This window comes from Streptomyces sp. NPDC006134 (assembly GCF_040628835.1).
Lineage (GTDB): Bacteria > Actinomycetota > Actinomycetes > Streptomycetales > Streptomycetaceae > Streptomyces.
The window spans coordinates 26499-48250 of record NZ_JBEXTV010000061.1; the positions used below are offsets into that span (position 1 = coordinate 26499).

Sequence of the window (21752 nt, forward strand, 5' to 3'; positions counted from 1 at the left end):
CCGGTGTGCCCCGTCCCGGCGGGTGAAGGCCCCGGCCCGGCGCCGCCGCGCGGGACGGAACGCGGTGACGGCGTGCCCGCCTTGCCGGGTGAAGGTCCGGGCCCGTGCCACGGCACCGCCCGCCGCCCGCGGCGGACCCGGACGCCTCCAGCCGCGGTTGTGCCCGCTCCCCGCAGGGATGATCCTGGACGACATGGAGCAAGCCTCCGCCGCGGCGGTCGTCGACGCCCGCGGCGTCGTGACGGGGTGGAGCGACGGCGCCCGGCGCCTGACCGGATATCCGGCCGAGGAGGCCGTGGGCCGGGCCGCCCGGGAGCTGCTCGCCGAGGACCCGCCGCCCGGCGCCGTGTCCCGGCTCGCGGGCACCGCCGTACTGCGGCACCGGGACGGCTCGGCCGTCGCCCTCCCCCTCACGGCCTGCCCGCTGCTGGGCGCGGACGGCACCCCCGGCGGATACGTGATCACCGTCTCCGCCCCGCCCGGCTGGGCGGAACAGGCCTTCCAGCAGGCGTCCCTGTCGATGTCGGTCTTCGACGCCCGCCAGCGCTACCTGCGCGTCAACCGGGAGGCCTGCCAGGTCATGGGCCTGCCCGAGGAAGCCCTGGTCGGCCGGTACTTCCCGGACACCGCCGACGACAGCGAGTACAGCCGCAGATTCCTGCAGAACCTGCGCCGGGTCGCCGAGACGGGCGAGTCCCTCCACTTCGAGGCCTACACCCACGGACCCGCCGAGGACCGCGACCACGCCTGGAACATCGAGATGTGGCCGGTGCGCGACGGCTCGGGCGAGCCGGTCGGCACCGCCCTGGCCGCGTTCGACAGCTCCGACCAGCACTGGGCCCGGCAGCGGCTGGCCGTCCTCGACGAGGCCGCCTCCGCCATCGGCACCACCCTGGACGTCGTCCGCACCGCCGAGGAACTGGTCGGGCTCCTCATCCCGCGGTTCGCCGACTTCGCCAGCGTCGACCTGCTCGACTGGGTACTGGGCGCCGACGAACCGATCGCGGTGCCGGCCGAGGACATCGAGCTGCGCCGGGTGGCCCACGGCACCGCCGTCGAGGGATTCCCGAAGCCGTCCGTGCACCTGGGCGACTCCGACGTCTACCCCCCGTACTCCGCGCCCGCCCGCGCGCTCCGGGAGGGCAGGGCCGTGCTGACCGGCCCCGGTGACCCCGACTTCGACCGGTGGATGCGGGTGCGCAACGCGCAGGCCCCGCGCAACCGCCGCTACCGCGAGAGCGTCCGCTCCACCCTGGCCGTACCGCTGCGGGCCCGCGGCACCACCATGGGCGTCGCGGTGATGGTCCGCGCCGCGCCCCTGGACCCGTACGGCGCGCAGGACGTCGTCCTGGCCGAGGAACTCGCCAGCCGGGCCGCCGTCTGCGTCGACAACGCCCGCCGCTTCGCCCGCGAACGCAGCACCGCGCTCGCCCTCCAGCACAGCCTGCTGCCCCGCGGCCTGCCCGGACAGGCCGCGGTCGAGGTCGCCCACCGCTACCTGCCCTCCCGGTCGGCGGCCGGCATCGGCGGCGACTGGTTCGACGTGATCCCGCTGTCCGGCTGCCGGGTCGCCCTCGTCGTCGGCGACGTCGTCGGCCACGGCATCCCGTCGTCGGCGACCATGGGACGGCTGTGCACCGCCGTGCGCACGCTCGCCGACGTCGACCTGCCCCCGGACGAACTCCTCACCCACCTCGACGACCTGGTCACCCACCTCGTGGCGGCCGGCGAGGACGGGGAGGAGATCGCCGAGCTCGGCGCCACCTGCCTGTACGCCGTGTACGACCCCGTCACCCGCCGGCTCGACGTGGCCGGCGCCGGCCACCCCGCGCCCGCGCTCGTCCTCCCCGACGGCACCGCGCGGCTGATCCCCCTGAGCGCCGGGCCGCCGCTCGGCGTCGGCTGCCTGCCCTTCGAGGCGACGGCGCTGGAACTGCCCGAGGGGTCCGTCGTCGCCCTCTACACCGACGGCCTCGTCGACGGCCGGGACCGGGACGTCGACCACGCCACCGACGAGCTGTGCCGCGCGCTGACCGCGCCCGCGGCCTCCCTGGACGCGCTGTGCGACACCGTGCTGAAGGCCGTGATGCCGGAGGAGCCCGGCGACGACGTGGCCCTGCTGCTGGCCCGCACCCGCGCCCTGGGCGAGGACCGGGTCGCCACATGGGACGTCCCGCCGGACCCCGGGCACGTGGCCGCCACCCGCCAGGCCGCCATGGAGCGGCTGGCGGCCTGGGGCCTGGACGAGATCGCGTTCGTCACCGAACTCGTCGTCAGCGAACTCGTCACCAACGCCATCCGCTACGGCGAACCGCCCATCCGGCTGCGCCTCATCCGCGACCGCACCCTCATCTGCGAGGTCTCCGACGCCAGTTCCACCTCACCGCACCTGCGCCGCGCCCACGCCTACGACGAGGGCGGCCGGGGACTGCTGCTGGTCGCCCAGCTCACCCAGCGCTGGGGCAGCCGCCAGACCGGCGGCGGCAAGACCATCTGGGCCGAGCAGGCGCTGCCGCAGACCTGAACCCGGCAGCACCGGCCCGGCTCCCCGCGCCGCGGGCGCGCTCCGTCAGAACTCCTCGTGCACCTCGGGGTCCCCGCCCAGGCGCCGATGGGCGCGGTCGGCGACCGCGCGCATCTCGTCCGCGCCGAGCTCGAAACCGAAGACGCCGAGGTTCTCCCGCTGCCGCTCGGGGCTCGCCGACTTCGGCACGGGCACCGCGCCCAGCTGCGTGTGCCAGCGCAGGACGACCTGACCGGGCGTCACCCCGTGCGCCTCGGCGATCCGGGCGAGGGCCGGGTCCGCCAGCAGGTCCGAGCCCCGGCCCAGCGGACTCCAGCTCTCGGTCGCCACGCCCTTCGCGGCGTGGAAGGCGCGCAGCTCCTCCTGCGGCAGGAGCGGGTGCAGCTCGATCTGGTTGACGGAGGGCAGGACACCGGTCTCCTTCTCCAGCCGCTCGATGTGCCCGGGGGTGAAGTTGGAGACGCCGATGGACCGTACGAGCCCCTCCTCCCGGAGCTTGATCATGGCCCGCCAGGAGTCGACGTAACGGCCGACGCGGGGGAGCGGCCAGTGGATCAGGTACAGGTCGACGTAGTCCAGGCCGAGACGGGCGCGGGACTCCTCGAAGGAGGCGAGAGTCTCCTCGTAGCCGTGGTGCCGGCCCGGCAGCTTGGTCGTCACCACGACGTCCTCGCGGGGCACGCCGCTGCGGGCGACGGCACGGCCGACCCCGTTCTCGTTGCGGTAGTTGGCCGCCGTGTCGACCAGGCGGTAGCCGAGCTCCAGGGCGCTCAGGACGGCCCGCTCGGCCTCGGCGTCGTCCATCGGCCAGGTGCCCAGGCCGAGGGCGGGCAGTGTCGTGCCGTCGTTGAGGGTGTGCGTCGGGGTGCTGATCACAGGGGACCTTTCCTCGGGCTCTTTCAGCGTGGTCACTGACCGGGTGACGGTACCGGTCTCCGCGACGGACAAGGCTCCCGTGCCGTCGAGGGAGGTGTCCGGCCTCTCGTTTCACCGGCGCGGGAGCCTCGTCGGTGCCCTGTCCCGCCGCACTCGGCCTGCCTCAGCGCCCCGCCCCGCGCCCCTGCGGGTGGTGGACCCGAGCACTCTCCCCGCCGGCCTCGCCGCCCTGCACCGGGACGCCGAGGACCGTGTCGCGGGACCGGTCAGCCTGCTGGAACTGACCACCGACCTCGGCGTCCCCGCCTACTGGGCCTACACCCCCGCTCCGCCCGGAGCCCCGGCGCGGCTGCGCGGCGCGGGCTCCTCCCTGTCCGCCCGCTACGCCGCCGAACGGGCCCTGAGTGAACTCGTCCAGATCCACTCCGTGCTCACCACCCGCCCCGGGACGGTGCGTCGGCCGAAGGCGTGCACCCGGAAGTACCCGGCGCTGCACCGCTGCCACCTCGCCGACTTCTCCCCCCGCCTCTCCACGGCCCGCACCGTCCCCTTCACCGACACCCCCAGCCCCGCCGCCCCGGCCGAGCACCTGACCCGCCTCCTGGAGCGCTTCCACGCCCGCGGAATGACCGCCTGGGCCCGCGAACACCACGTCACCGGCCATCTGGCCGTGGTCAACGTCCTCGTCCCCGGCGCCGAACGCTTCGTCCTGGTCACCGACGGCTCCCCGGTCCTGCCGGGCCGACGCGCGCTGGACGCCCGCGAGACCGGCCGGCCATGCGCTGACCGACGGACGGCTTGACCCGCCGGCTGCGGCAAGGGGCAGGGGAAGCCGTGCGGTACGACCGGGTGACACGGCGGCGCGGATGCCGGAGCCGGCCGCGATCTGCGCGAGGGCGCCGTGGCGGCGCGGGTGCACCGGCCCGACCGGGGCGTGAGGCAGGCCGAGTACGGCAGGACAGGGCACCGACGAGGCTCCCGCGCTGCTGGAAGGCGGTGTTCTTCCGGGGCGACGGCTGGACCACGCCGGACTGTCCGCCCTGGTGCGCGTGTTCGCCGGCGGCCCGCGCGCCGGGCACCGGCTACCGGCCGCGGCCGGGCGGCACCGCACACCTCGGCCACCCCCGGATCACGCACCGGGTGATGCTCGCCGGCGACGTCCCGGCCGCTGCCGGCCGGGACGTCGGAGCCGCTGCGCGGCAGCGGGCCGGGACGCTGGTGATCCCGGCCGCGCTGCCCCGGCACCCTCGGCGCTCCCCGGTGTTCTCACCGTTCTCACCGTTCCCGCGCGTCCTCATCGCTTCCGCGCGTCCTCACTGCCTCCGGGAGCGCGCGCCCTCGTACGACGGGGCGTGCCAGGGCTCGCGTGCCGCGGCGCGGTCCGGCGCGGCGGTGCCCCGTGGCGGGCCGGAAGGGCGGCCGACCGCGACGGAACGTTTCTCCCGGTCTTCGCCCAGGATCAGCAACGGGTCGAACATCACCACCACGCCGGCCAGCAGCAGGAAGACGAGCGGCCCGAGGAGCATGGGCAGCAGCAGCGAGGTGGGGGGACTGCCGGCCCAGGACGCGCCGGCCGCGTCGTGCACGTGGACGCTCACGGCCGCCATCCCCGTGTAGTGCATGCCCGAGACGGCCACCCCCATGATCAGGCTGGCCCCGAGGCTGGCCAGGAACCCGCGGATGGTGACCGCCGCCCACAGCGCGGCGGTCGCGGCGACGATCGCGACGGTTACGGAGAGCGCCACGGTGGCCGGGTCGTACCGGACCTCCCCGTCCAGCCGCATCGCCGCCATCCCCAGGTAGTGCATCGCGGCGACACCGAGTCCCGTGACGACGCCCGCGGCGGCCAGCGTGCCCGGCCGCGCGCCGCGGTACCCCACCGCGAACACCCCGACGCCGACCACGCCCACCGCCACCGCGAGACTGAGCACCGTGACGCCCACGTCGTAGTGGACCCGGGTCTCCACGACGCGGAAGCCCATCATGGCGATGAAGTGCATCGTCCAGATCCCGCAGCCGATCGACGCGGCGCCCAGCGCCAGCCAGCCCGGCTTCCACGACCGCGTGCCCAGCAGCGACCGCACGGTGCAGCGCAGGCCGAGGGCGCCCCCCAGACAGGCCATCAGGTAGGCGGCCACCGGGGTCACCGCTCCGTAGCGGAACCCGTCTATCGTGCCTTCCATGCGCCAACTCCCCCAGGGCAACGGCTGATGCTGGAGGAAGGTCTACGGGTAACAGGGGCGTAAAGCAAGCCTTTCCAGGGAAGAGGCGGCCGTCTCCCGGTCCTCCGAGGGCTCTTCGGCCGCCCCGGACCCGCCGGGCCGGAACGTCCGCTGCCGGAACGTCCGCTGTCAGAACGTTCGCTTCAGCAGGTCGAGCAGAGCCGCCCAGTGCCGCTCGGCGGCCTCCCGGTCGTACACGTCGGTGTCGGCCTGCGTGTAGCCGTGACGGGCGCCGGCGTAGACCTCGCAGCGGTGCCGGACGCCCGCCTCGGTGAGGGCCTCCTCCAGGCGCGCGATCTGCTCCGGCGGCAGCGAGGGGTCCTCGTCGGCGTGGCCGAAGTACAGCTCCGCGGTGACGTTCCCGGCCACCAGGTGAGGGCTGTCCGGCTCCTCGGTCGCCAGCCGCCCGCCGTGGAAACCGGCCGCCGCCGCCACCCGGGCCGGGTAGGTGCCGGCGGTGAGCAGCGAGAGCCGGGCGCCCATGCAGTAACCGGTCACCGCCACGGGTCCGTCGGCCGCCGCCGGGCACTGTGCCAGCCAGCGCAGCCAGGCGCCGGCGTCCCGCATCGCCAGCTCCGGCGTCAGCTCCCGCATGATCGGGCCCAGGTGCGCGAAGAGGTCCTGGCGCGAGGCCGCGTCGATGAACTCGGGCAGCTCCACGACCGGTGCCCGCCCGTGCCGGTGGAACACGTTGGGCACCAGGACGGTGTACCCGGCGCCGGCCAGCCGGTCGGCCATGGACCGCAGATGCGGACGCAGCCCGAAGGCGTCCGTGTAGAACAGCACCGCGGGATGCGCCCGCCCGTCGCCGGGATGCGCCAGGTAGGCGTCGGCGGTGCCGTCCTCGGTGGGGATGTCGACAGCGGTGCCCTGTACGGCGGTCATGGCGAAGCAGCCTTTCTGCGTGGGGGAGGCGAGGGATCCGCGGCGCTCGCACGCGGCGGACCCGAGGCCATCGTGGCACTCCCGGCACGGCCGCCGCCCTCCGCCCCCCACCGGTTGCAGTACCGATGACCTGCCGTTAAGCCGTCCTTTACCCGTGAAACACCGCTGAGAGCCCCGAACGGAAGGGGCGTCCGGCTCGCGACGCCCGGCACGCACGCTCGCCGTGGTGCCGAAACGCCCACGCGGCTCCGCCACGAGGGCGCTTCGGCGCCTTGCGAGGCACGCACCGGACGCCGCGAGCCGATCGGACTCCCCTTCTGTCCGGGCTCTTACTCGAACCGCGACGGATCGCCCGCGCCCCGCCGTACGACCTCGGCCTGCCCGCCGGAGAAGTCGACCACCGTCGTCGGCTCGGTGCCGCAGTCCCCGGAGTCGACCACCGCGTCCAGCACGTGGTCGAGCCGGTCCTTGATCTCCCAGCCCTGGGTCATCGGCTCCTCCTCGCCGGGCAGCAGCAGCGTGCTGGACAGCAGCGGCTCCCCGAGCTCGGCGAGCAGCGCCTGGGTGACGGCGTGATCGGGGATGCGCACGCCGACGGTCTTCTTCTTCGGGTGCTGGAGCATGCGCGGGACCTCCCGCGTCGCCGGCAGGATGAAGGTGTAGCTGCCGGGCGTCGACGCCTTGATCGCCCTGAACACGTCGTTGTCGATCCGCACGAACTGGCCGAGCTGGGCGAAGTCCTGGCACACCAGCGTGAAGTGGTGCCGGTCGTCCAGCCGGCGGATCGCCCGGATGCGGTCGACGCCGTCACGGCTGCCCAGTCGGCAGCCGAGCGCGTAGCAGGAGTCCGTCGGGTACGCGATGAGCGCGCCCGAACGGACGCCGTCGGCGACCTGGGCGATGCTGCGCGGCTGAGGGTTGTCGGGGTGCACGTCGTAGTACTTCGCCATCCGTCGAGCTTATGCCGCCCGCCGCCGGGCACGGCGCAGGCCGGCACGGGTGGCACCCCGCCCACGGCCGGTGCCCCGGTCCGTCCTCCCGCGGGCCCGCCCCGCGGACCCCGGCCCGCGCCTTCGTGAGGTAACGTCGCCGCCCGGTGGCCGGGCGGAAGACACCGGGCGGAAGACACCGGACGGAAAACGAGCAGGGAGAAGACCGACGTGGCGGGCCGAGCGGACGGGGCACGCACGGGGGAGCGGACGACCGGCGGGCGCCGGGCATGGGCGGCGGAGCTGCTGGACCATCTGCGGCCGGCCGGGCGCGACATCGGCAGGGTCGCCGCCTGGCTCGCCGGCACCCTGCGGGCGTCGGTGTCCCTCCAGGACGGTGACGGCGGCCTGCTGGCCGGTGTGCGGACACCGCTGGACGAGACCCTCGTCGCACAGATCACGGCCGGCCGCATCGCCTCCGCGGCCTGCGAGGACCGGGGCCGGCACCTGAGGCTGGTCCGGGTGGACCGGCCTCACCCGGAACCGCCCGCCGTCCTCGCGGTGCGCAGCGCCGCCCCCTTCGACCGGACGGCCGCCGACATCGTCACGCACACCGCCCAGGTGCTCGAACTCCTGCTGGCGGCCGACGCGTCGGCCACGGCCGGGCGGCGGCTGCGGCGGGCCGCCGCCGACCTGCGGCTGGCGATCCTGCAACTGCTGATGGTGGAGGACACCGTCTCCGCGCGCCGGGTGGCCGCGGGCCTCTGGCCGGGCCTGCTGGACACCGACGCCGCCCACGTCTACGTGGTCGAGAGCGGCCCCGGGCAGCGCGACCGGCTCGCCGAGGAGTGCCAGGAGGCGACCCGGGAGCAGGCCCTGGTCGTGCGCTGCCCGGCCGAGGACGCCCACGTCATCGTCCTGACGCCGCACAAGACGGCGGGAGCCGCGCTGCGCTCCCTGGTCGGCCGGCGCCCGGGCACCTACCTCGGTGGCAGCGCCCGGCAGAGCCTGGCCCGGACCGCCACCGCCTACGGGCAGGCCGTGAGCGCCCTCGCCGTCGCCCGCTTCCGCCCCGGCCGGGCGGCCGTGCACGCCGAACGCACCCACCCCGAGCGCCTGATGGACCCGGCGGTGCTGCGCGGCTGGACGGCCGGTCTGCTGCGCCCCCTCGATCCGCTGCCGCACCACATCCGCGCCGAACTCCTCGCCACCACCCGCCTCGGGCTGGAGTTCACCGCCGTCAGCGCGGCGAAGGTGCTCGGCGTCAGCCGCAACACCGTCCGCGCCCGCATGGACCGCGTCGAGGACCTGCTGCGCACGGACTTCGCCGACCTCACCGTCCGCGCCGCCGTCCACCTCGCCCTCAACTCCCGGGCCGTCCACGAGGGACACCCCCTGAACGGAGGAGAGGGAGGCGACGGAGGGCACGGCGGCCCCGGTCCGTCCGGGACCGGGCTCACCGACCTGCTGACCGGGCCCGCGCTGCGTGCCTGGGCCGACGACCTGCTGGGACGGCTGGAGCAGGACACCCGGGACCTGCGCCGCACGCTGCGCACCTGGATCGCGGCCGGGGCCCACGCCGAGCGGGCCGCGCGGACGCTGGGCGTCCACGCCCAGACCGTGCGCGAACACCTGCGCGGCGCCGAACCCGTCCTGGAACGCCGCCTGCTGGCCGGGGGCAGCGACCTGTACGAGGTCGTGCTCGCCCACCTGGCGGCCGGGGAGCTGGACCCGCCCGTCCTCGGCGGGACGAACCGGTGCTCTCCGGACTCACCTGTGCACAGGTGAGTCCCGCCGCCCTCGCAGCGGGCACCGGCGCGCTTCACAACGGCGGACCGCTGCACGTAGGTTCGACGGGTCGCGGGGGCACGACCGGCACGGGGGACCGGTCGGGCCCCCATGGCCGGCCGGCCCCCGTTCCTTCGCCCCGGCCCGGCGCCGCCGCCGGACCGGGCCCGGCGCACAGGAGGGGGAGCGCCGCGGATCAGCCGTGGGGCAGGATCACCGCGCGGCCGTTGACCGCGCCGGCGTGGAGGCGCTCGTAGGCGAGCGGGGCGTCGTCGAGGGAGTAGGTCTCGGTGTGCACCGACAGCACGCCGGACCGGGCCAGCGCCAGCACCTCGATGAGCTCCGCGCGGGTGCCCCAGTACGGCGCCTTCACCGACACCTCGAACGGCAGCAGGCCGAAGCCGACCGGGAGGGCCGCGCCGCCGATGCCGACCAGCGTCACGTCCGCCTCGACGGCGGCGACGGCGCCCGCGGTCTTCACGGTGGGCTCCACACCGACGAAGTCGAACACCGCCTCGGCGCCGAGGCCGCCGGTGATCTCCCGCACCGCGTTCGCCGCCCGGGCGTCCGACAGGACCGTCTCGTGGGCGCCGACCTCGCGGGCCAGGCGCAGCTTCTCCTCGCTGACGTCGAGGGCGACGACGCGGGCGGGCGTCAGGGCACGCAGCAGCTGGATGGCGACGTGGCCGAGGCCGCCGGTGCCGATGACCACCGCGGTCGAGCCCGGGCCCAGTTTGGGCAGGGACTGCTTGATCGCGTGGTACGGCGTCAGGCCCGCGTCGGTCAGCGGGACCGCGGCGACCGGGTCGAGCCCGTCCAGCGGGACGAGGTGCCGCGCGTCGTCCACGAGCAGGTACTCGGCCATCGACCCGGGCCGGCCCAGCCCCGGCGGGCGGATGCCCAGCTCGTCGGCGCGCAGGCAGTAGTTCTCCTTGCCCTGCGCGCACTTGGCGCAGGTGCCGCAGCCCCACGGCCCGTACACGGCGACCGGCTCGCCCTCCGCCAGGCCGGTCACGCCGGCGCCCAGCGCGGCGACCGTGCCGACGCCCTCGTGGCCGAGGGTGAGCGGAAGCTCGTAGGGGAAGCCCTCGGCGGGCCAGCTCATCACCGCGATGTCGGAGTGGCACACGCCGGCGGCGGTGACCTTCAGCAGCACCTGGCCGGGACCGGGCTCGGGGTCGGGAACGGTGACCACCTCGGGCGGGGCGCCGATGGTGCGGTACTGCAGAGCCTTCATGATCGAACTCCTCTGTTCTGCCCCCCTGGTGACACGGCCGGGAATCAGACGGCGGTGTAGGCGCCGTCGACCAGGTGGTAACTGCCGTGGACGAAGGAGGCCCGGTCCGACAGCAGGAAGGCGATCACCTCGGCGACCTCCTCGGCGCGCCCGAGGCGTCCGGCCGGGTGCAGGGCGACCAGGCCGTCGTAGGCCGCCCGGTCCATGGACTTCAGCAGCGGCGTGTCGATGAAGCCGGGGCCGACCGCGTTGATGCGGATGCCCTGGGCGGCGTACTCGGCGGCGGCCGTCTTGGTCAGTCCGACCACGCCGTGCTTGGCGGCGACGTAGGCGGGGGAGCCGGCGAAGCCGACCGAGCCGAGGATGGAGGCCACGTTGACGATGGCGCCGCCGCGGCCCGCCGCCTGCATGGCCGGCAGCTCGTAGCGCATCGAGTGGAAGACGCCGTCGAGGTTGGTGCGCACGACCCGGTGGTAGGCGTCGACGTCGTACTCGCCCGTCGGCGCGCTCGGGCCGCCGATGCCGGCGTTGTTCACGGCCAGGTCCAGGGCGCCGAAGGTGTCGACGGTGAAGCGCACGGCCGCCTCGACGGACTCCGGCCGGGTGACGTCCACCTCGACCGCGGCGGCAGAGACGCCCTCCGCCTTCAGGTCGGCGGCGGCCTTCCCGGCGCCCTCGGCGTTGTAGTCGGCGATGACGACGTTCGCGCCGCCGGCGCCCAGGCGGCGGGCGGTGGCCAGGCCGATGCCCGACGCGGCGCCGGTGACGAACGCGGTCCGCCCGGCGAACTCGGCGCCGGCCGCGGACGGGTTGCTGGTGCTGCTGCTGCTGCTGGTGGTGGTGCTCATGGTGCTCTCACACTTTCGTGGTGCTGTCGGCGGCCGCGGCTGCGGCCTCCGAGACCAGGGCGTCGTAGGCCCGCTCCACGAGGGCGGCGAGGTCTGCGGCTCCCGGGCCGGCGTCGCCGCGGGCCCACTGGCGCAGCGCGGCGACGAGAACTCCGGCGGCGGCGTCCACGACCGCGGCGGGACGCACGTCCCGGCCGGGGTCGGCGCCGAGCCGTTCGGCGACGATCCGGATGGACTCCTCCTGGGCGTCGACCCGGATGCGCTGGTAGGCGGCGAACAGGGCGGGCTCGCTGTCGACGAGGGCTAGCAGGCGGCGCATCTGCGGACGCACGTGCCAGGCCGGGTCGTCCCGGTCGGCCAGCCAGGCGCGCACGGCCCCGCGGTAGGCCGCCAGGGGCGGCTCGGCGGCGGGGCGGGCCCGCAGCAGCTCGTTGATCCGGTCGCCGTCGCGGCGGACGAAGTCGAGGGCGGCGTCCTCCTTCCCGGCGAAGTGCCGGCTGAAGGTGCGCCGCGTGACGTCCGCCCGCTCGGCGATGGCCTCCACCGTCGTCGCGGCCAGGCCGCGGTCGAGGATCAGCTCGCAGGCCGCCGCGGCCAGCGCCCGGCGGGTCTGCCGCGCCTTGCGCTGCCGCCGGTCCTCCGGGGCGGTGGTGGGCTCCGTTGCCGTCATGGCTTCGAGCGTACACCCGGAGATGTCCCGCTGGGACATGTGTCTCGCTGGGACGCGGGACTCGACGGGACATGGGATGCCCGGCGGGCCGTGCGTCGCGCCCGGACACGGCCGTCCGGAGGCCCGGATGTCCGCATGTCCGGCAGTTCAGCCGTCCGCCGACGGCGCCGTGTGCTTCTGCGGAGGAGGGGTACTCGTCCCGCGCCGGAGGGAGCCGCCCCGGCCGGCCCGGTGGGCCGGAGAGCCGGGCGGACCCGGCGACCGGTCCGGCGAAGCCCGTACGGCGGTGCCGGTACGGCGAAAGAACGAGAACGGTGAAGAGGAGGCCCGCATGACCAGTGGCGCGGAGACCGGCGGCGTGACCGGAACGCAGGACAAGGACTACAACCTGATCTGGTACGTCGAATCGTGCCTGAGCAACGCGCTGCGCCTGGAGGGCTACATCCAGGACGCGGAACGCGCCAAGGACACCGAGGTCGCGGAGCTGTTCCGCAAGGCCCAGGCGGACAGCCGCAAGGGCGCCGAACTGGGCAAGAAGCTTCTGCGCGCGCGGCTGAACGGCGGCTGACCACGGCTCACCGCAGGGCCCGGACACCGAGGACGTACCGGTGTCCGGGCCTTCGCCCGTCCGGGGGGCGCGTCCCGGGCGTCACCGCCGCGGGGACAGCTCGGCCATGGCGTCCCATCCGTGCCGGCCGGGAAGGTCGACGTTGATGATCTCCGGCGTCTCGGCGATCGCGCCGGCCATGGCGGCCAGCCCCGCCTTGAAATGGTCGGACTCCACGTGGGCCGCACCCGCGGCGGCGTCCGCGAAAGCCTCCAGCAGCGTGAACCGGTGGGGGTCGTCGATCCCGCGCGACCAGTCGAAGAAGAGGTTGCCCGGCTCGGCGCGCGTGGCCTCGGTGAAGGGCCCCACCAGGGACATCCACGTGTCGGCGAGCTCGGGACGGACGGTGAAACGGACGGCGATGAAAATCATGCCTCCACCATGCGCCGGACGGCCGGGGGCGGCCAGCCGTGGGCCGGGCGCGCGGCGGTGCGCGCGGTGCCGGTCCCGCCGGACCGGACCGGTCCGGACTGCGCTGCCGCCCGGTTTCCCCGTCCGGCCGCACGACGGTGACCGCTCGCGTTCCCCGCTCGGCCGCACGGCGGTGCCCCGCTCGCGTTCCCCGGCTGGCGCGGGCCGCCGGCCGGCCGGAGGCTGGGTGCCGGGTGGTGCCCCTCGCCGGCGGGTGAGTGACACCCCTGGACCGGGTACTCGGGTTCCCCACCGCCGGCGGATGAGGGCTGCCCGCAGCCAGGACCACGCCCGACGGAAGCCACGAGTCGAAGGAGCCCGCGAACCATGACGGACGTATCGAGCCAGGGTCCCGTACCCGGCGACGACCGCAAGGTGCTCACGAACCGGCAGGGACATCCGGTCTACGACAACCAGAACCAGCGCACGGTGGGCGCCCGGGGCCCCGCCACCCTGGAGAACTACCAGTTCCTGGAGAAGATCAGCCACTTCGACCGCGAGCGCATCCCGGAGCGGGTCGTGCACGCCCGCGGCGTGACCGCCTACGGCTTCTTCGAGGCGTACGGCAGCTGGGGCGACGAGCCGATCGGCCGCTACACCCGCGCCAAGCTGTTCCAGGAGCGCGGCAAGCGCACCGACCTGGCCATCCGCTTCTCCACCGTCATCGGCGGACGCGACTCCTCCGAGGCCGCCCGCGACCCCCGCGGCTTCGCGGTGAAGTTCTACACCGAGGACGGCAACTGGGACCTGGTCGGCAACAACCTGGGCGTCTTCTTCATCCGGGACGCGATCAAGTTCCCGGACGTCATCCACGCCCTCAAGCCGGACCCGGTGACCTTCGAGCAGCAGCCCCGGCGCATCTTCGACTTCATGTCGCAGACGCCGGAGTCGATGCACATGCTGGTCAACCTCTTCAGCCCGCGCGGCATCCCGGCGGACTACCGCCACATGCAGGGCTTCGGCGTCAACACCTACAAGTGGGTCAACGCCGAGGGCGAGACCAAGCTCGTCAAGTACCACTGGATGCCCAAGCAGGGCGTGCGCAGCATGACCGCGGAGGACGCCGCCAACGTGCAGGCCGAGACCCTCGGCCACGCCACCAAGGACCTGTACGAGGCGGTCGGGCGGGGCGACTACCCGGAGTGGGAGCTGCTCGTCCAGATGATGGACGACCACGACCACCCGGAGCTGGACTTCGACCCGCTCGACGACACCAAGACCTGGCCGGAGCAGGACTTCCCGCCCAAGCCGGTCGGCCGGATGGTGCTGAACCGGATGCCGGAGAACTTCTTCGCGGAGAACGAGCAGATCTCCTTCGGCACCGGCGTCCTCGTCGACGGCCTGGACTTCTCCGACGACAAGATGCTGGTGGGCCGGACCTTCTCCTACAGCGACACCCAGCGCTACCGGGTCGGCCCCAACTACCTCCAGCTCCCCGTCAACCAGGCCAAGAACGCCCAGGTGCGCACCAACCAGCGCGACGGCTTCATGACGTACCACGTCGACGGGGCGGGCGAGAACCCGTCCGTGAACTACGAGCCGTCGATCACCGGCGGCCTGCGCGAGGCCGAGTACCCCACGCACGACGAGCAGGGACCCGAGATCCGGGGCCGGCTCACCCGCAAGCGCATCCCGCGGACCAACGACTACATGCAGGCCGGGCAGCGCTATCTGCTGATGGAGCAGTGGGAGCGGGACGACCTGGTGAAGAACCTCGTCACCATGCTGTCCCAGTGCGACCGGCCCGTGCAGGAGCGCATGGTGTGGCACTTCCTGCTGGTCGAGAACGACCTCGGGCTGCGGGTCGGCGAGGGCCTCGGCATCGGCCCCGAGGACGTGGCGGGCCTGGAACCCCTGGCCGGCCAGGACCTCACCGACGACGACCGCAAGCGGCTGTCCAACCTCGGCAAGAACCCGCCGCGCGACGTGGAGGGCCTCACCATGACCCACTGCGTCCCCGACGAGCGGCACGTGGTGACCCGCTGAGCGGTCCAGGACCAGGGCCAGGACCAGAGCCAGGGCCAGGTCACCGGGCGAGCGCCGCGCGGGCCACGGAAAGGGCCTGCTCGGCGTAGCCCCGGCCGAACAGTACGGCGTGCACCAGCAGCGGGAAGAGCTGGTGCACGCCGACGCGCTCGGCCCAGCCCTCGGCGAGCGGCGCCGCCTGCCGGTAGCCGTCCAGGATCTCCTCCAGGTGCGGGCAGCCGAACAGGCGCAGCATCGCCAGGTCGGTCTCCCGGTGCCCGCCGTGCGCGGCCGGGTCGATCAGCCAGACCCGCCCGTCGGCGCCCCACAGCACATTGCCGTTCCACAGATCGCCGTGCAGCCGCGCGGGCGGCTCCGGGGGCCCCGCCAGCCCGGGCAGCCGCTCGCACACCTGCTCGACGACGCTTGCTTCGGCGGGGCGGACGGTCCCGCCGTCGACCGCGCGCCGCAGATACGGCAGCACCCGGTGCTCGGCGTACCAGCGCGGCCAGTCCGTGCCGGGCGCGTTCCGCATCGGGGCGAGCCCGATGTACGCCTCCTCCGGCCCGCCGGGCGGCGCCGCGCCGAACGCGGGCGCCCCGGCGGCGTGCAGCGCGGCCAGCTCCCGGCCGAACCGGACCGCCGCCCGGGCGCCGGGCGGGCCCTGCGGCACCCGCCCGGTCACCAGCCAGTGACCGTCCTCCCCGTACACCGCCGGCACGGGGACCGTCCCGGCATCCGCCAGCCAGCGCAGCCCGGCCGCCTCGGCCCGTACGGCCCCGTCGCCGTCGCCGCGCTTGACCATCACCACCCGCCCGCCGTCGAGCGTGACCTCGGCGAGCGCGGCGGACAGCCGCCGCTCACCGGTCACCGCCCGCCCCGTGAACCGGGCCGCGACCGCCCCCGGCCCCTCACCGTCCGACTCCGTCACCGTGGATGCCATACCCTGCACGGCGACCAGCGTAGGGCCCGATTCCGTCCGCCGGGACAGCCCACTCGGCCATGCTCCGCCGGTTCCGGTTCCGGTTCCGGTTTCGGCCCCGGTTCCGGTTTCGGCTTCGGCAGCGGCGGGGGTCGCCGTCGGACGGCACCCGCGTCCGGCGACCCGGTGAAAAACGCTTCGACCCGGTGAAAAACCCTCCCGGCGCCGGTCGGGCACCGGCAGACCGGGGAGCAGTGGGACCATGACGAGCGCATCGTTCCACCGCACCATCACCCTGCCCGCCTCCCTCTGCGAACAGGCCGCCCAGCACCTGGAACAGGCGGTGCACCGGGCCATCGACGGCGCCGCGGCACCCTGGCGCGCCTTCCGCCAGGCCGAGAGCAGCAACTACACGCTCTCCGTCTCCGTCGTCGAACAGGCGGCCGCCAGCCTGCTGGTGCTGGCCGCGGAGAGCGCCCAGAGCATGCGCCCCTCGGCGCTGCGCGCCCTCATCAGCGTCGCCCTGCACCTGCGGGACGCCGCCGACGCCACCCGCCAGCCGGCCTTCACCACCACGCCGTGGTGACCTGACCCGGGCGGAGGCCGTACGGGCGGACGGCCGTCGTGCGGGCCGATCTGCCACCTGTACGGCCGATGCACCGCCGTACGGGCCCGATGGCGCCGCCGTATGCGGCCGACGGGCCACAGGGGGCCGGCGAGCCGTATGTGGCCGAAGCCACGCCGCGAAGGAGACCCGGGCCATGTCGGCGGCCCGGAGCCGCGGGCTACCGTGCTGTGCAGTCCCGTGTCCCTCGACGAGCAGTTCGGACGGCCCGGCAGTGCAAGCAGATCTCTCCCCGGTCATCGCGGCCACCGCCCAGTGGCTGACCCGTGCCTACCCGGCGCCCGGCGGCGCCCTGGCCTCCGCCCTGTGCGAGGTCCAGGCGCGGCAGGCGGTGACGGTCGCGGCCTGGCTGCGCTACCCGACGCCGATGGACGCCGCCCTGATGGGCATGGCGGGACCGGGAGGTTCCGGCCGGCTCGACTGGATCACGGGCGCCGACGGCGCCGGGGCCGGCGACCCGGACGCCGACGCCTGGCGCACCTGGGTCGACGAGGTCGTGGCGAGCTGGGCGGCCTGCCTGCTCACCGACCCGGAACTGGCCGCCCTGGCCGTGGCCGCGCTCGGGGAGGACGGCTCCTCGGCGGTGACGCCGGCCGAGTTCCGGCGCCTGGTCGCGCCCGACGACCGCGACCACCGTGCCGCGGCCCTGCTGCGCCACCCCGACCTTCTCGCCCCCGTGGCCGACCTGCACCGGGCCCAGCTGCTCGACCGGCTGGACCCGGAACAGTCCCTCGCCGCCTGACACCCGGGGCCCTCGGCCGACCCGCACCCCGTCCCCGTACGCCGCAGCGGCCCGCGGGCACCGTGGCGGGTCACTCCCGCGCCGTGACGGATCGATTCCCCGTGCCTTGGCGGACCGCTCCCGCGCCGTGACGGATCGGCCCTCCGTGCCCTGGCGGGTCGTTCCCGGCTGTGGCGGGCCCTCGCACGGTGGTGAAGCCCCCGCCTGCCCGAACGGGCGGCCGTACCCGTGGACGGCGGGGCCGTACAGGGACCATGCGGGGCGGCCGTACAGGGACCACGGAGGGGGCGGCCCCGTACAGGGATCACGCGGGGCGGCCCCGTACAGGGATCACGCGGGGCGGCCCCGTACAGGGATCACGCGGGGCGGCCCCGTACAGGGATCACGCGGGGCGGCCGTACAGAGGCCACAGGGGGGCCACACGCACGCCCCCGCGACCCCCGCACGTCCCCGCACGCCCCTCAGGCCGCCGTCCCCAGCGCCGCCTTCCCCGGCAGGCCGCCCTCCTCCGTCCGCACGGCCACGGGGGCCGTGTCCCGGCGCTTGTGGAGGAGGTGGCCCGTGCCGATGGCGCACGCGATGAGCAGACCGCCGGTGATCAGGGCGCCGCGCGCACCGGCCAGTTCCATCAGCAGGCCGAGCGCCGGCGGTCCGCCCAGGCTCCACACCGTGCCGACGCTGCCCCACACGCCGAGCACCCGTCCGCGCAGGTGGGCGGGCGGATCGGTCTGGAGGACCGCCCGGCCGGCGGTGTCGGAGACGGACTCCACCACGGCCATCGGCAGCACCAGCGCCAGCAGCACCGCCAGCGAGGGCGACAGCCCCGCCACCACCTGCAGCAGTCCTCCCGCGGCGGCCAGCGCGCCCACGAGCCGCACGGACGGCCGGCGCAGCCGGGCGGCCAGGACCGCACCGACGATTCCGCCGATGGCGAGGACGGTGGAGACGGTGCCGAAGGCACCGGCGCCGCCGGCGAGCGGCCCGGTGACGAGCACGGCCAGGGTGAGCGCGTAGTTGCGCCCGAAGACCGCGCTGATGCCGGTGATGCCGGCGAGCGCCAGCAGCCGGGGCCGCCGGACGAAGAACGCCAGGCCCTGCCGCACGCTCAGGTCGTCCGCGGCGGGACGGCCCGCGGTCCGCCCGCCGCCGCTCCCGGTCTCCCGGGCCGCCCCGGGCACGGGTCGGAGGAAGGGGATGACCGAGGCCACGAACAGGAACGACAGCCCGTTCGCGGCGTAGGCGGAGGCCGTGCCGAGCAGGCCGACGGCGACGCCGGCCAGCGCGGCGCCCGCCAGGCGCCCCGCCTGGTGCACGAGCGCGCCCACGCCGATGGCGGAGGGGAGGTCCTCCTTCGGGACGAGGTCGTTGCCCAGCAGGGCGCACGCCGGGCCGTCGACGGTGGCGACGACGCCGGTCACGGCCGCCAGCACCATCAGCGAGGTCATGTCGAGCCGGTCCAGCGCGACGAGGACGGCCGTCACGAAGGCGACGGCTCCGAGCAGCGCCTGGCTGACGGCGGCGGTCAGCCTGCGCGGCCAGCGGTCGACGGCCGCGCCGCCGAGGACGCTGATGAGCAGGGCGGGCGCGGCCTGCACGGACATGGACAGCCCCGTCGCGGCGGCGGACCCGGTGATCTGCAGGACCAGCAGGTTCTGCACCGTGAGCTGCATCCACGTGCCGGCGTTCGACACGAAGTTCGCGAAGGACCACCAGCGCATGCTGCGGTACCTCAGGGACCGCCAGGGCGAGTGCGAGGGGGCCTTGGACGGCGCGGCGGCGGAGCCGGACGCGGGAGCGGGCAGGGCGGGGGAAGGGGAGGAAGACACAGTGCGCTACTCGAAGACGGGCCGGAGGACCCGGGCGGAAGGGGAGCCGGAGCGAGGAAGGCCGGCTGCGTTGCGCGGCCGCTCCGAAGAGCCGGGAGACGGCGCCGACCATGGTGGCAGAGCGGGCCGCCGAGTCGGTGCCGGCACACCGCCGCCACGCTCCCGGCGAACGTCCAACCACCGTCCCCGGCCTGGCACTTGGCGCGGTGAGTGTGGTTGATCACAGGCCCGGCCGGGCGCCCCGGCCCGGTACCGGACGGGTGACGGCGGACACAGCGGCAGGCCCTTCGCCGACCGGTTCCGACTGGTTCCGGCCGGTTCCGGGCGGTGCCCCGCGCCGGTGCGGCGCGCCGGTGCCCGGCGGGAGGGGCGCGGCAGGCGTCGGCGTATGAAGGCGACTCGGTGGGGCACTCGTGGTGCCGTCGTCAGTGCCGCGCAGGGGAAGGAAGGTCGTCCCATGATGCCGACGGCGGCGTTCTCCACGAGGACCGAGGCCCGGGCGCCCTGGAACCGGGCCCTGGTCACCGGGGGTGCGGGCTTCCTCGGCTCGCACCTGTGCACCCGCCTCGTCGATTCAGGAGTCGAAGTCGACTGCCTGGACAACCTCTCGACCGGCCGGGCCGGGAGAGTGGCCCACCTCGCGGGCCGCCGGGGCTTCCGCTTCCTCGAACGGGATCTCCTCGACTTCGCCGGCCCCGGTTCCGCCGACGCCCTCCCCGGCCCCTACGACCTGGTCCTGCACCTGGCCGGGCCCGCCTGCCCGGACGCCTGGCCCGAGCGGCCCCTGGCCCTGCTGGACGCGGGCAGCCTCGGGACGCGCACCGCGCTGGCCGTCGCCGACCGGGACGGCGCCCGCTTCCTGCTCGCCTCCGCGCCCCCGGTGCGCCACGCCGCGGGCCCGTCCCCGCACCCGGGGCACCACGTCCCCGGGGAGTCCGGCGCCGCCCCGGCCGACCTGGATGACCCGGCCGACCCGGTCGGCCCGTACCGCATGGAGGCCGAGGCCGCCCGGTTCGCCGAGGCCCTGGTCGCCGCCCACGCGGCCGATCACGGCAGCGACGCCGGGATCGTCCGGCTGTTCACCGTGTACGGGCCGGGCATGCGCACCGACGACGGCGGTGTGCCGGGCCGCTTCATCGCCGCGGCCCTGGCCGGAGAGCCGCTCGTCGTCACCGGTGACGGCAGCCGCCCCCACTCCCTGTGCCACGTCGACGACATGGTGGACGGGGTGCTGCTGGTGGCGGCCGGCCGGTCCGTCCGGCCGGTGGACATCGGCGGCGACGAGATGCCGACGGAGCTGGAGATCGCCCGCCATGTGGCCGACCTGACCGGCTCGGCCGACCTGACCGGCTCCGGCCCACCGGTGATCCACGCCGACGTCCCCCCGGACCCGCCCGGGCCGCCTCGCCCGGTCACCGGCTTCGCCCGCGAGATCTTCGGCTGGATGCCGAGAGTGACCTGGCGGGAAGGGCTCGCCCGCACCGTCGCCTCCTTCCGGGAGCGGGCCGAGCCCGTGCCGGCGGTGGTGACGGGCGGCGGCGAGGGGGAGTGGTGGATGTGAAGGCGCTCGTCGCCCGTCCCGGCGGCTTCGGCGGTGTCCTGCTGGCCGGCCCGGCCGTGCGGGCCGTGGCCACCCGGGCCACCCACGTGACCATGCTGTGCGACCCCGGCGGAGCTCCCGCCGCCCGGCTGCTGCCCCACGTCGACGACGTCGTGGTGTGGGACACCCCCGCGCACGCACCGGCGGAGGGCACGGGCCCGCCCTCCGCCGCCCCCGCGGGACCGGGCGGCCCGGACAGCGCGAACGGCACGGACGGCACGGACGATGTCGTCCGGCGGCTGCGGGAGGAGGCGTACGACGTGGCCCTCGTCCTCGCCCCGCAGCCGCAGAACCCGCTGCCCACCGCGCGGCTGCTGCGCACGGCCCGGGTACGCCGTATCGGCGCCACCGCCGCGGGCACCGAGGACCCTCACGCCGACGGCACCGGCCGCACCGACGGCCTCCTCGACGTCCGCCTTCCCCGCCGCCCCGGCCGGCACGAGGCGGAGACGGCGCTCGACACCGCCGCCGCCATGGGCTTCGGCCTGCGCACCGGCGACGACGGCCGGCTCCGCGTGCTGCCCGCGCCCGACACCGCCCCCCTCACCGGGAACGGCCCCTACGTCGTCGTCCACCCCGGGTCCGAAGACCCGTCCCGGGCCTGGGACGCCGGGCGCTGCGCGGAGGCGGTCGCCCTGCTCGCCGACGCCGGGCACCGCGTGGTCGTCACCGGCGGCCCCGGCGAGACCGCCCTGACCCGCCGCGTCAGCGGCGCCACAGCCGTCGACCTCGGCGGCCGTACGACGCCGCGGGTGCTGTCGGGCGTGCTGCGCAACGCCGACGCCGTCGTCACCGGGGCCGCCGGACCGGCCCATCTCGCCGCCGCCGTCGGCACCCCGGTCGTCACCCCGGCCGCCCTCGCGGCCCCGGCGGAGAGCCGGGCCCCGTACTGGGTGCCCGCGGTCCTCCTCGGCTCCCGGACCCGCCCGTGCCCGCCGGCCGGCCCCGGGCACCCGTGGGACGAGGCGTCACCCGAGGACGTGGCCCGGGCCGTACGGGACCTGCTGGCGAAGGGCACCTGACCCCGCTCTCCGTCTGTGAGGCGTGTGAAGGGGCGGCCCGGCGCCGGGCCGCC

At 75.4% G+C, this 21752-nt stretch carries 19 protein-coding genes; 9 read left to right on the top strand and 10 right to left on the bottom strand.

What is annotated here, in order from left to right:
- The first annotated feature begins 193 nt into the window (after positions 1-193).
- The gene (locus tag ABZ340_RS30335) at positions 194-2524 is read left to right on the top strand and encodes a SpoIIE family protein phosphatase (RefSeq protein WP_358785057.1); all 2331 of its coding nucleotides are present in this window, start codon (positions 194-196) and stop codon (positions 2522-2524) included.
- 45 nt (positions 2525-2569) lie between these two features.
- On the opposite strand, the gene ABZ340_RS30340 is transcribed toward ABZ340_RS30335, so the two are convergent.
- Complete coding sequence (locus ABZ340_RS30340; RefSeq protein ID WP_358785058.1) at positions 2570-3400, bottom strand: aldo/keto reductase; 831 nt, start codon at positions 3398-3400, stop codon at positions 2570-2572.
- Between the two features lie 193 nt (positions 3401-3593).
- Between ABZ340_RS30340 and ABZ340_RS30345 the strand changes: the two genes are divergently transcribed.
- Complete coding sequence (locus ABZ340_RS30345; protein ID WP_358785059.1) at positions 3594-4202, top strand: YcaO-like family protein; 609 nt, start codon at positions 3594-3596, stop codon at positions 4200-4202.
- A gap of 511 nt (positions 4203-4713) precedes the next feature.
- On the opposite strand, the gene ABZ340_RS30350 is transcribed toward ABZ340_RS30345, so the two are convergent.
- From ABZ340_RS30350 to ABZ340_RS30360, 3 genes are all read right to left on the bottom strand, one after another.
- Positions 4714-5583 (bottom strand): MHYT domain-containing protein, encoded by an 870-nt coding sequence (locus ABZ340_RS30350; RefSeq protein ID WP_358785060.1) that lies wholly within the window; start codon positions 5581-5583, stop codon positions 4714-4716.
- A gap of 168 nt (positions 5584-5751) precedes the next feature.
- Positions 5752-6507, bottom strand: coding sequence for a dienelactone hydrolase family protein (locus ABZ340_RS30355; protein WP_358785061.1), 756 nt, complete (start codon positions 6505-6507; stop codon positions 5752-5754).
- Between the two features lie 329 nt (positions 6508-6836).
- Positions 6837-7457, bottom strand: coding sequence for an L-threonylcarbamoyladenylate synthase (locus ABZ340_RS30360; RefSeq protein WP_358785062.1), 621 nt, complete (start codon positions 7455-7457; stop codon positions 6837-6839).
- A 210-nt stretch (positions 7458-7667) separates the two neighbouring features.
- Here ABZ340_RS30360 and ABZ340_RS30365 point away from each other — a divergent pair, with 210 nt between their 5' ends.
- Positions 7668-9224: a helix-turn-helix domain-containing protein gene (locus tag ABZ340_RS30365; RefSeq protein ID WP_358785063.1), complete on the top strand. Its 1557-nt coding sequence runs from the start codon at positions 7668-7670 to the stop codon at positions 9222-9224.
- A gap of 196 nt (positions 9225-9420) precedes the next feature.
- Here the strand turns inward: ABZ340_RS30365 and ABZ340_RS30370 are convergent, their stop codons facing one another.
- The 3 genes from ABZ340_RS30370 to ABZ340_RS30380 are packed head-to-tail and all read right to left on the bottom strand — an operon-like array spanning position 9421 to position 11979.
- Positions 9421-10461 carry an NAD(P)-dependent alcohol dehydrogenase gene (locus tag ABZ340_RS30370; protein WP_358785064.1) on the bottom strand — a complete coding sequence of 347 codons (1041 nt, stop codon included), beginning with the start codon at positions 10459-10461 and terminating at the stop codon, positions 9421-9423.
- 44 nt (positions 10462-10505) lie between these two features.
- Positions 10506-11309, bottom strand: coding sequence for an SDR family NAD(P)-dependent oxidoreductase (locus ABZ340_RS30375; protein ID WP_358785065.1), 804 nt, complete (start codon positions 11307-11309; stop codon positions 10506-10508).
- Positions 11310-11316: 7 nt separating this feature from the next.
- Positions 11317-11979 carry a TetR family transcriptional regulator gene (locus tag ABZ340_RS30380; protein WP_358785066.1) on the bottom strand — a complete coding sequence of 221 codons (663 nt, stop codon included), beginning with the start codon at positions 11977-11979 and terminating at the stop codon, positions 11317-11319.
- Between the two features lie 331 nt (positions 11980-12310).
- On the opposite strand from ABZ340_RS30380, the gene ABZ340_RS30385 reads away from it, so the two are divergent.
- The gene (locus tag ABZ340_RS30385; RefSeq protein WP_358785067.1) at positions 12311-12547 is read left to right on the top strand and encodes a hypothetical protein; all 237 of its coding nucleotides are present in this window, start codon (positions 12311-12313) and stop codon (positions 12545-12547) included.
- A gap of 81 nt (positions 12548-12628) precedes the next feature.
- Here ABZ340_RS30385 and ABZ340_RS30390 read toward each other — a convergent pair whose 3' ends face one another.
- Positions 12629-12958, bottom strand: coding sequence for a putative quinol monooxygenase (locus ABZ340_RS30390; RefSeq protein WP_358785068.1), 330 nt, complete (start codon positions 12956-12958; stop codon positions 12629-12631).
- A gap of 366 nt (positions 12959-13324) precedes the next feature.
- On the opposite strand from ABZ340_RS30390, the gene ABZ340_RS30395 reads away from it, so the two are divergent.
- On the top strand, positions 13325-14983 hold the full coding sequence (locus ABZ340_RS30395) for a catalase (RefSeq protein WP_358785069.1): 1659 nt from the start codon (positions 13325-13327) through the stop codon (positions 14981-14983).
- 40 nt (positions 14984-15023) lie between these two features.
- Here ABZ340_RS30395 and ABZ340_RS30400 read toward each other — a convergent pair whose 3' ends face one another.
- Entirely contained in the window at positions 15024-15905 is an 882-nt protein-coding gene (locus ABZ340_RS30400) for a fructosamine kinase family protein (RefSeq protein WP_358785074.1), read from the bottom strand.
- 241 nt (positions 15906-16146) lie between these two features.
- Here ABZ340_RS30400 and ABZ340_RS30405 point away from each other — a divergent pair, with 241 nt between their 5' ends.
- On the top strand, positions 16147-16470 hold the full coding sequence (locus ABZ340_RS30405; protein WP_358785070.1) for a hypothetical protein: 324 nt from the start codon (positions 16147-16149) through the stop codon (positions 16468-16470).
- 253 nt (positions 16471-16723) lie between these two features.
- Positions 16724-17251 carry a hypothetical protein gene (locus tag ABZ340_RS30410; RefSeq protein ID WP_358785071.1) on the top strand — a complete coding sequence of 176 codons (528 nt, stop codon included), beginning with the start codon at positions 16724-16726 and terminating at the stop codon, positions 17249-17251.
- A gap of 461 nt (positions 17252-17712) precedes the next feature.
- Here ABZ340_RS30410 and ABZ340_RS30415 read toward each other — a convergent pair whose 3' ends face one another.
- Positions 17713-19077 (bottom strand): MFS transporter, encoded by a 1365-nt coding sequence (locus ABZ340_RS30415; protein ID WP_358785072.1) that lies wholly within the window; start codon positions 19075-19077, stop codon positions 17713-17715.
- 457 nt (positions 19078-19534) lie between these two features.
- Here ABZ340_RS30415 and ABZ340_RS30420 point away from each other — a divergent pair, with 457 nt between their 5' ends.
- Together ABZ340_RS30420 and ABZ340_RS30425 are read left to right on the top strand one after the other, a co-directional pair.
- Entirely contained in the window at positions 19535-20638 is a 1104-nt protein-coding gene (locus tag ABZ340_RS30420; protein WP_358785073.1) for an NAD-dependent epimerase/dehydratase family protein, read from the top strand.
- Positions 20635-21699: a glycosyltransferase family 9 protein gene (locus tag ABZ340_RS30425; protein WP_358785075.1), complete on the top strand. Its 1065-nt coding sequence runs from the start codon at positions 20635-20637 to the stop codon at positions 21697-21699. The genes ABZ340_RS30420 and ABZ340_RS30425 overlap by 4 nt, the downstream gene beginning before the upstream one ends.
- Positions 21700-21752 lie beyond the last annotated feature (53 nt).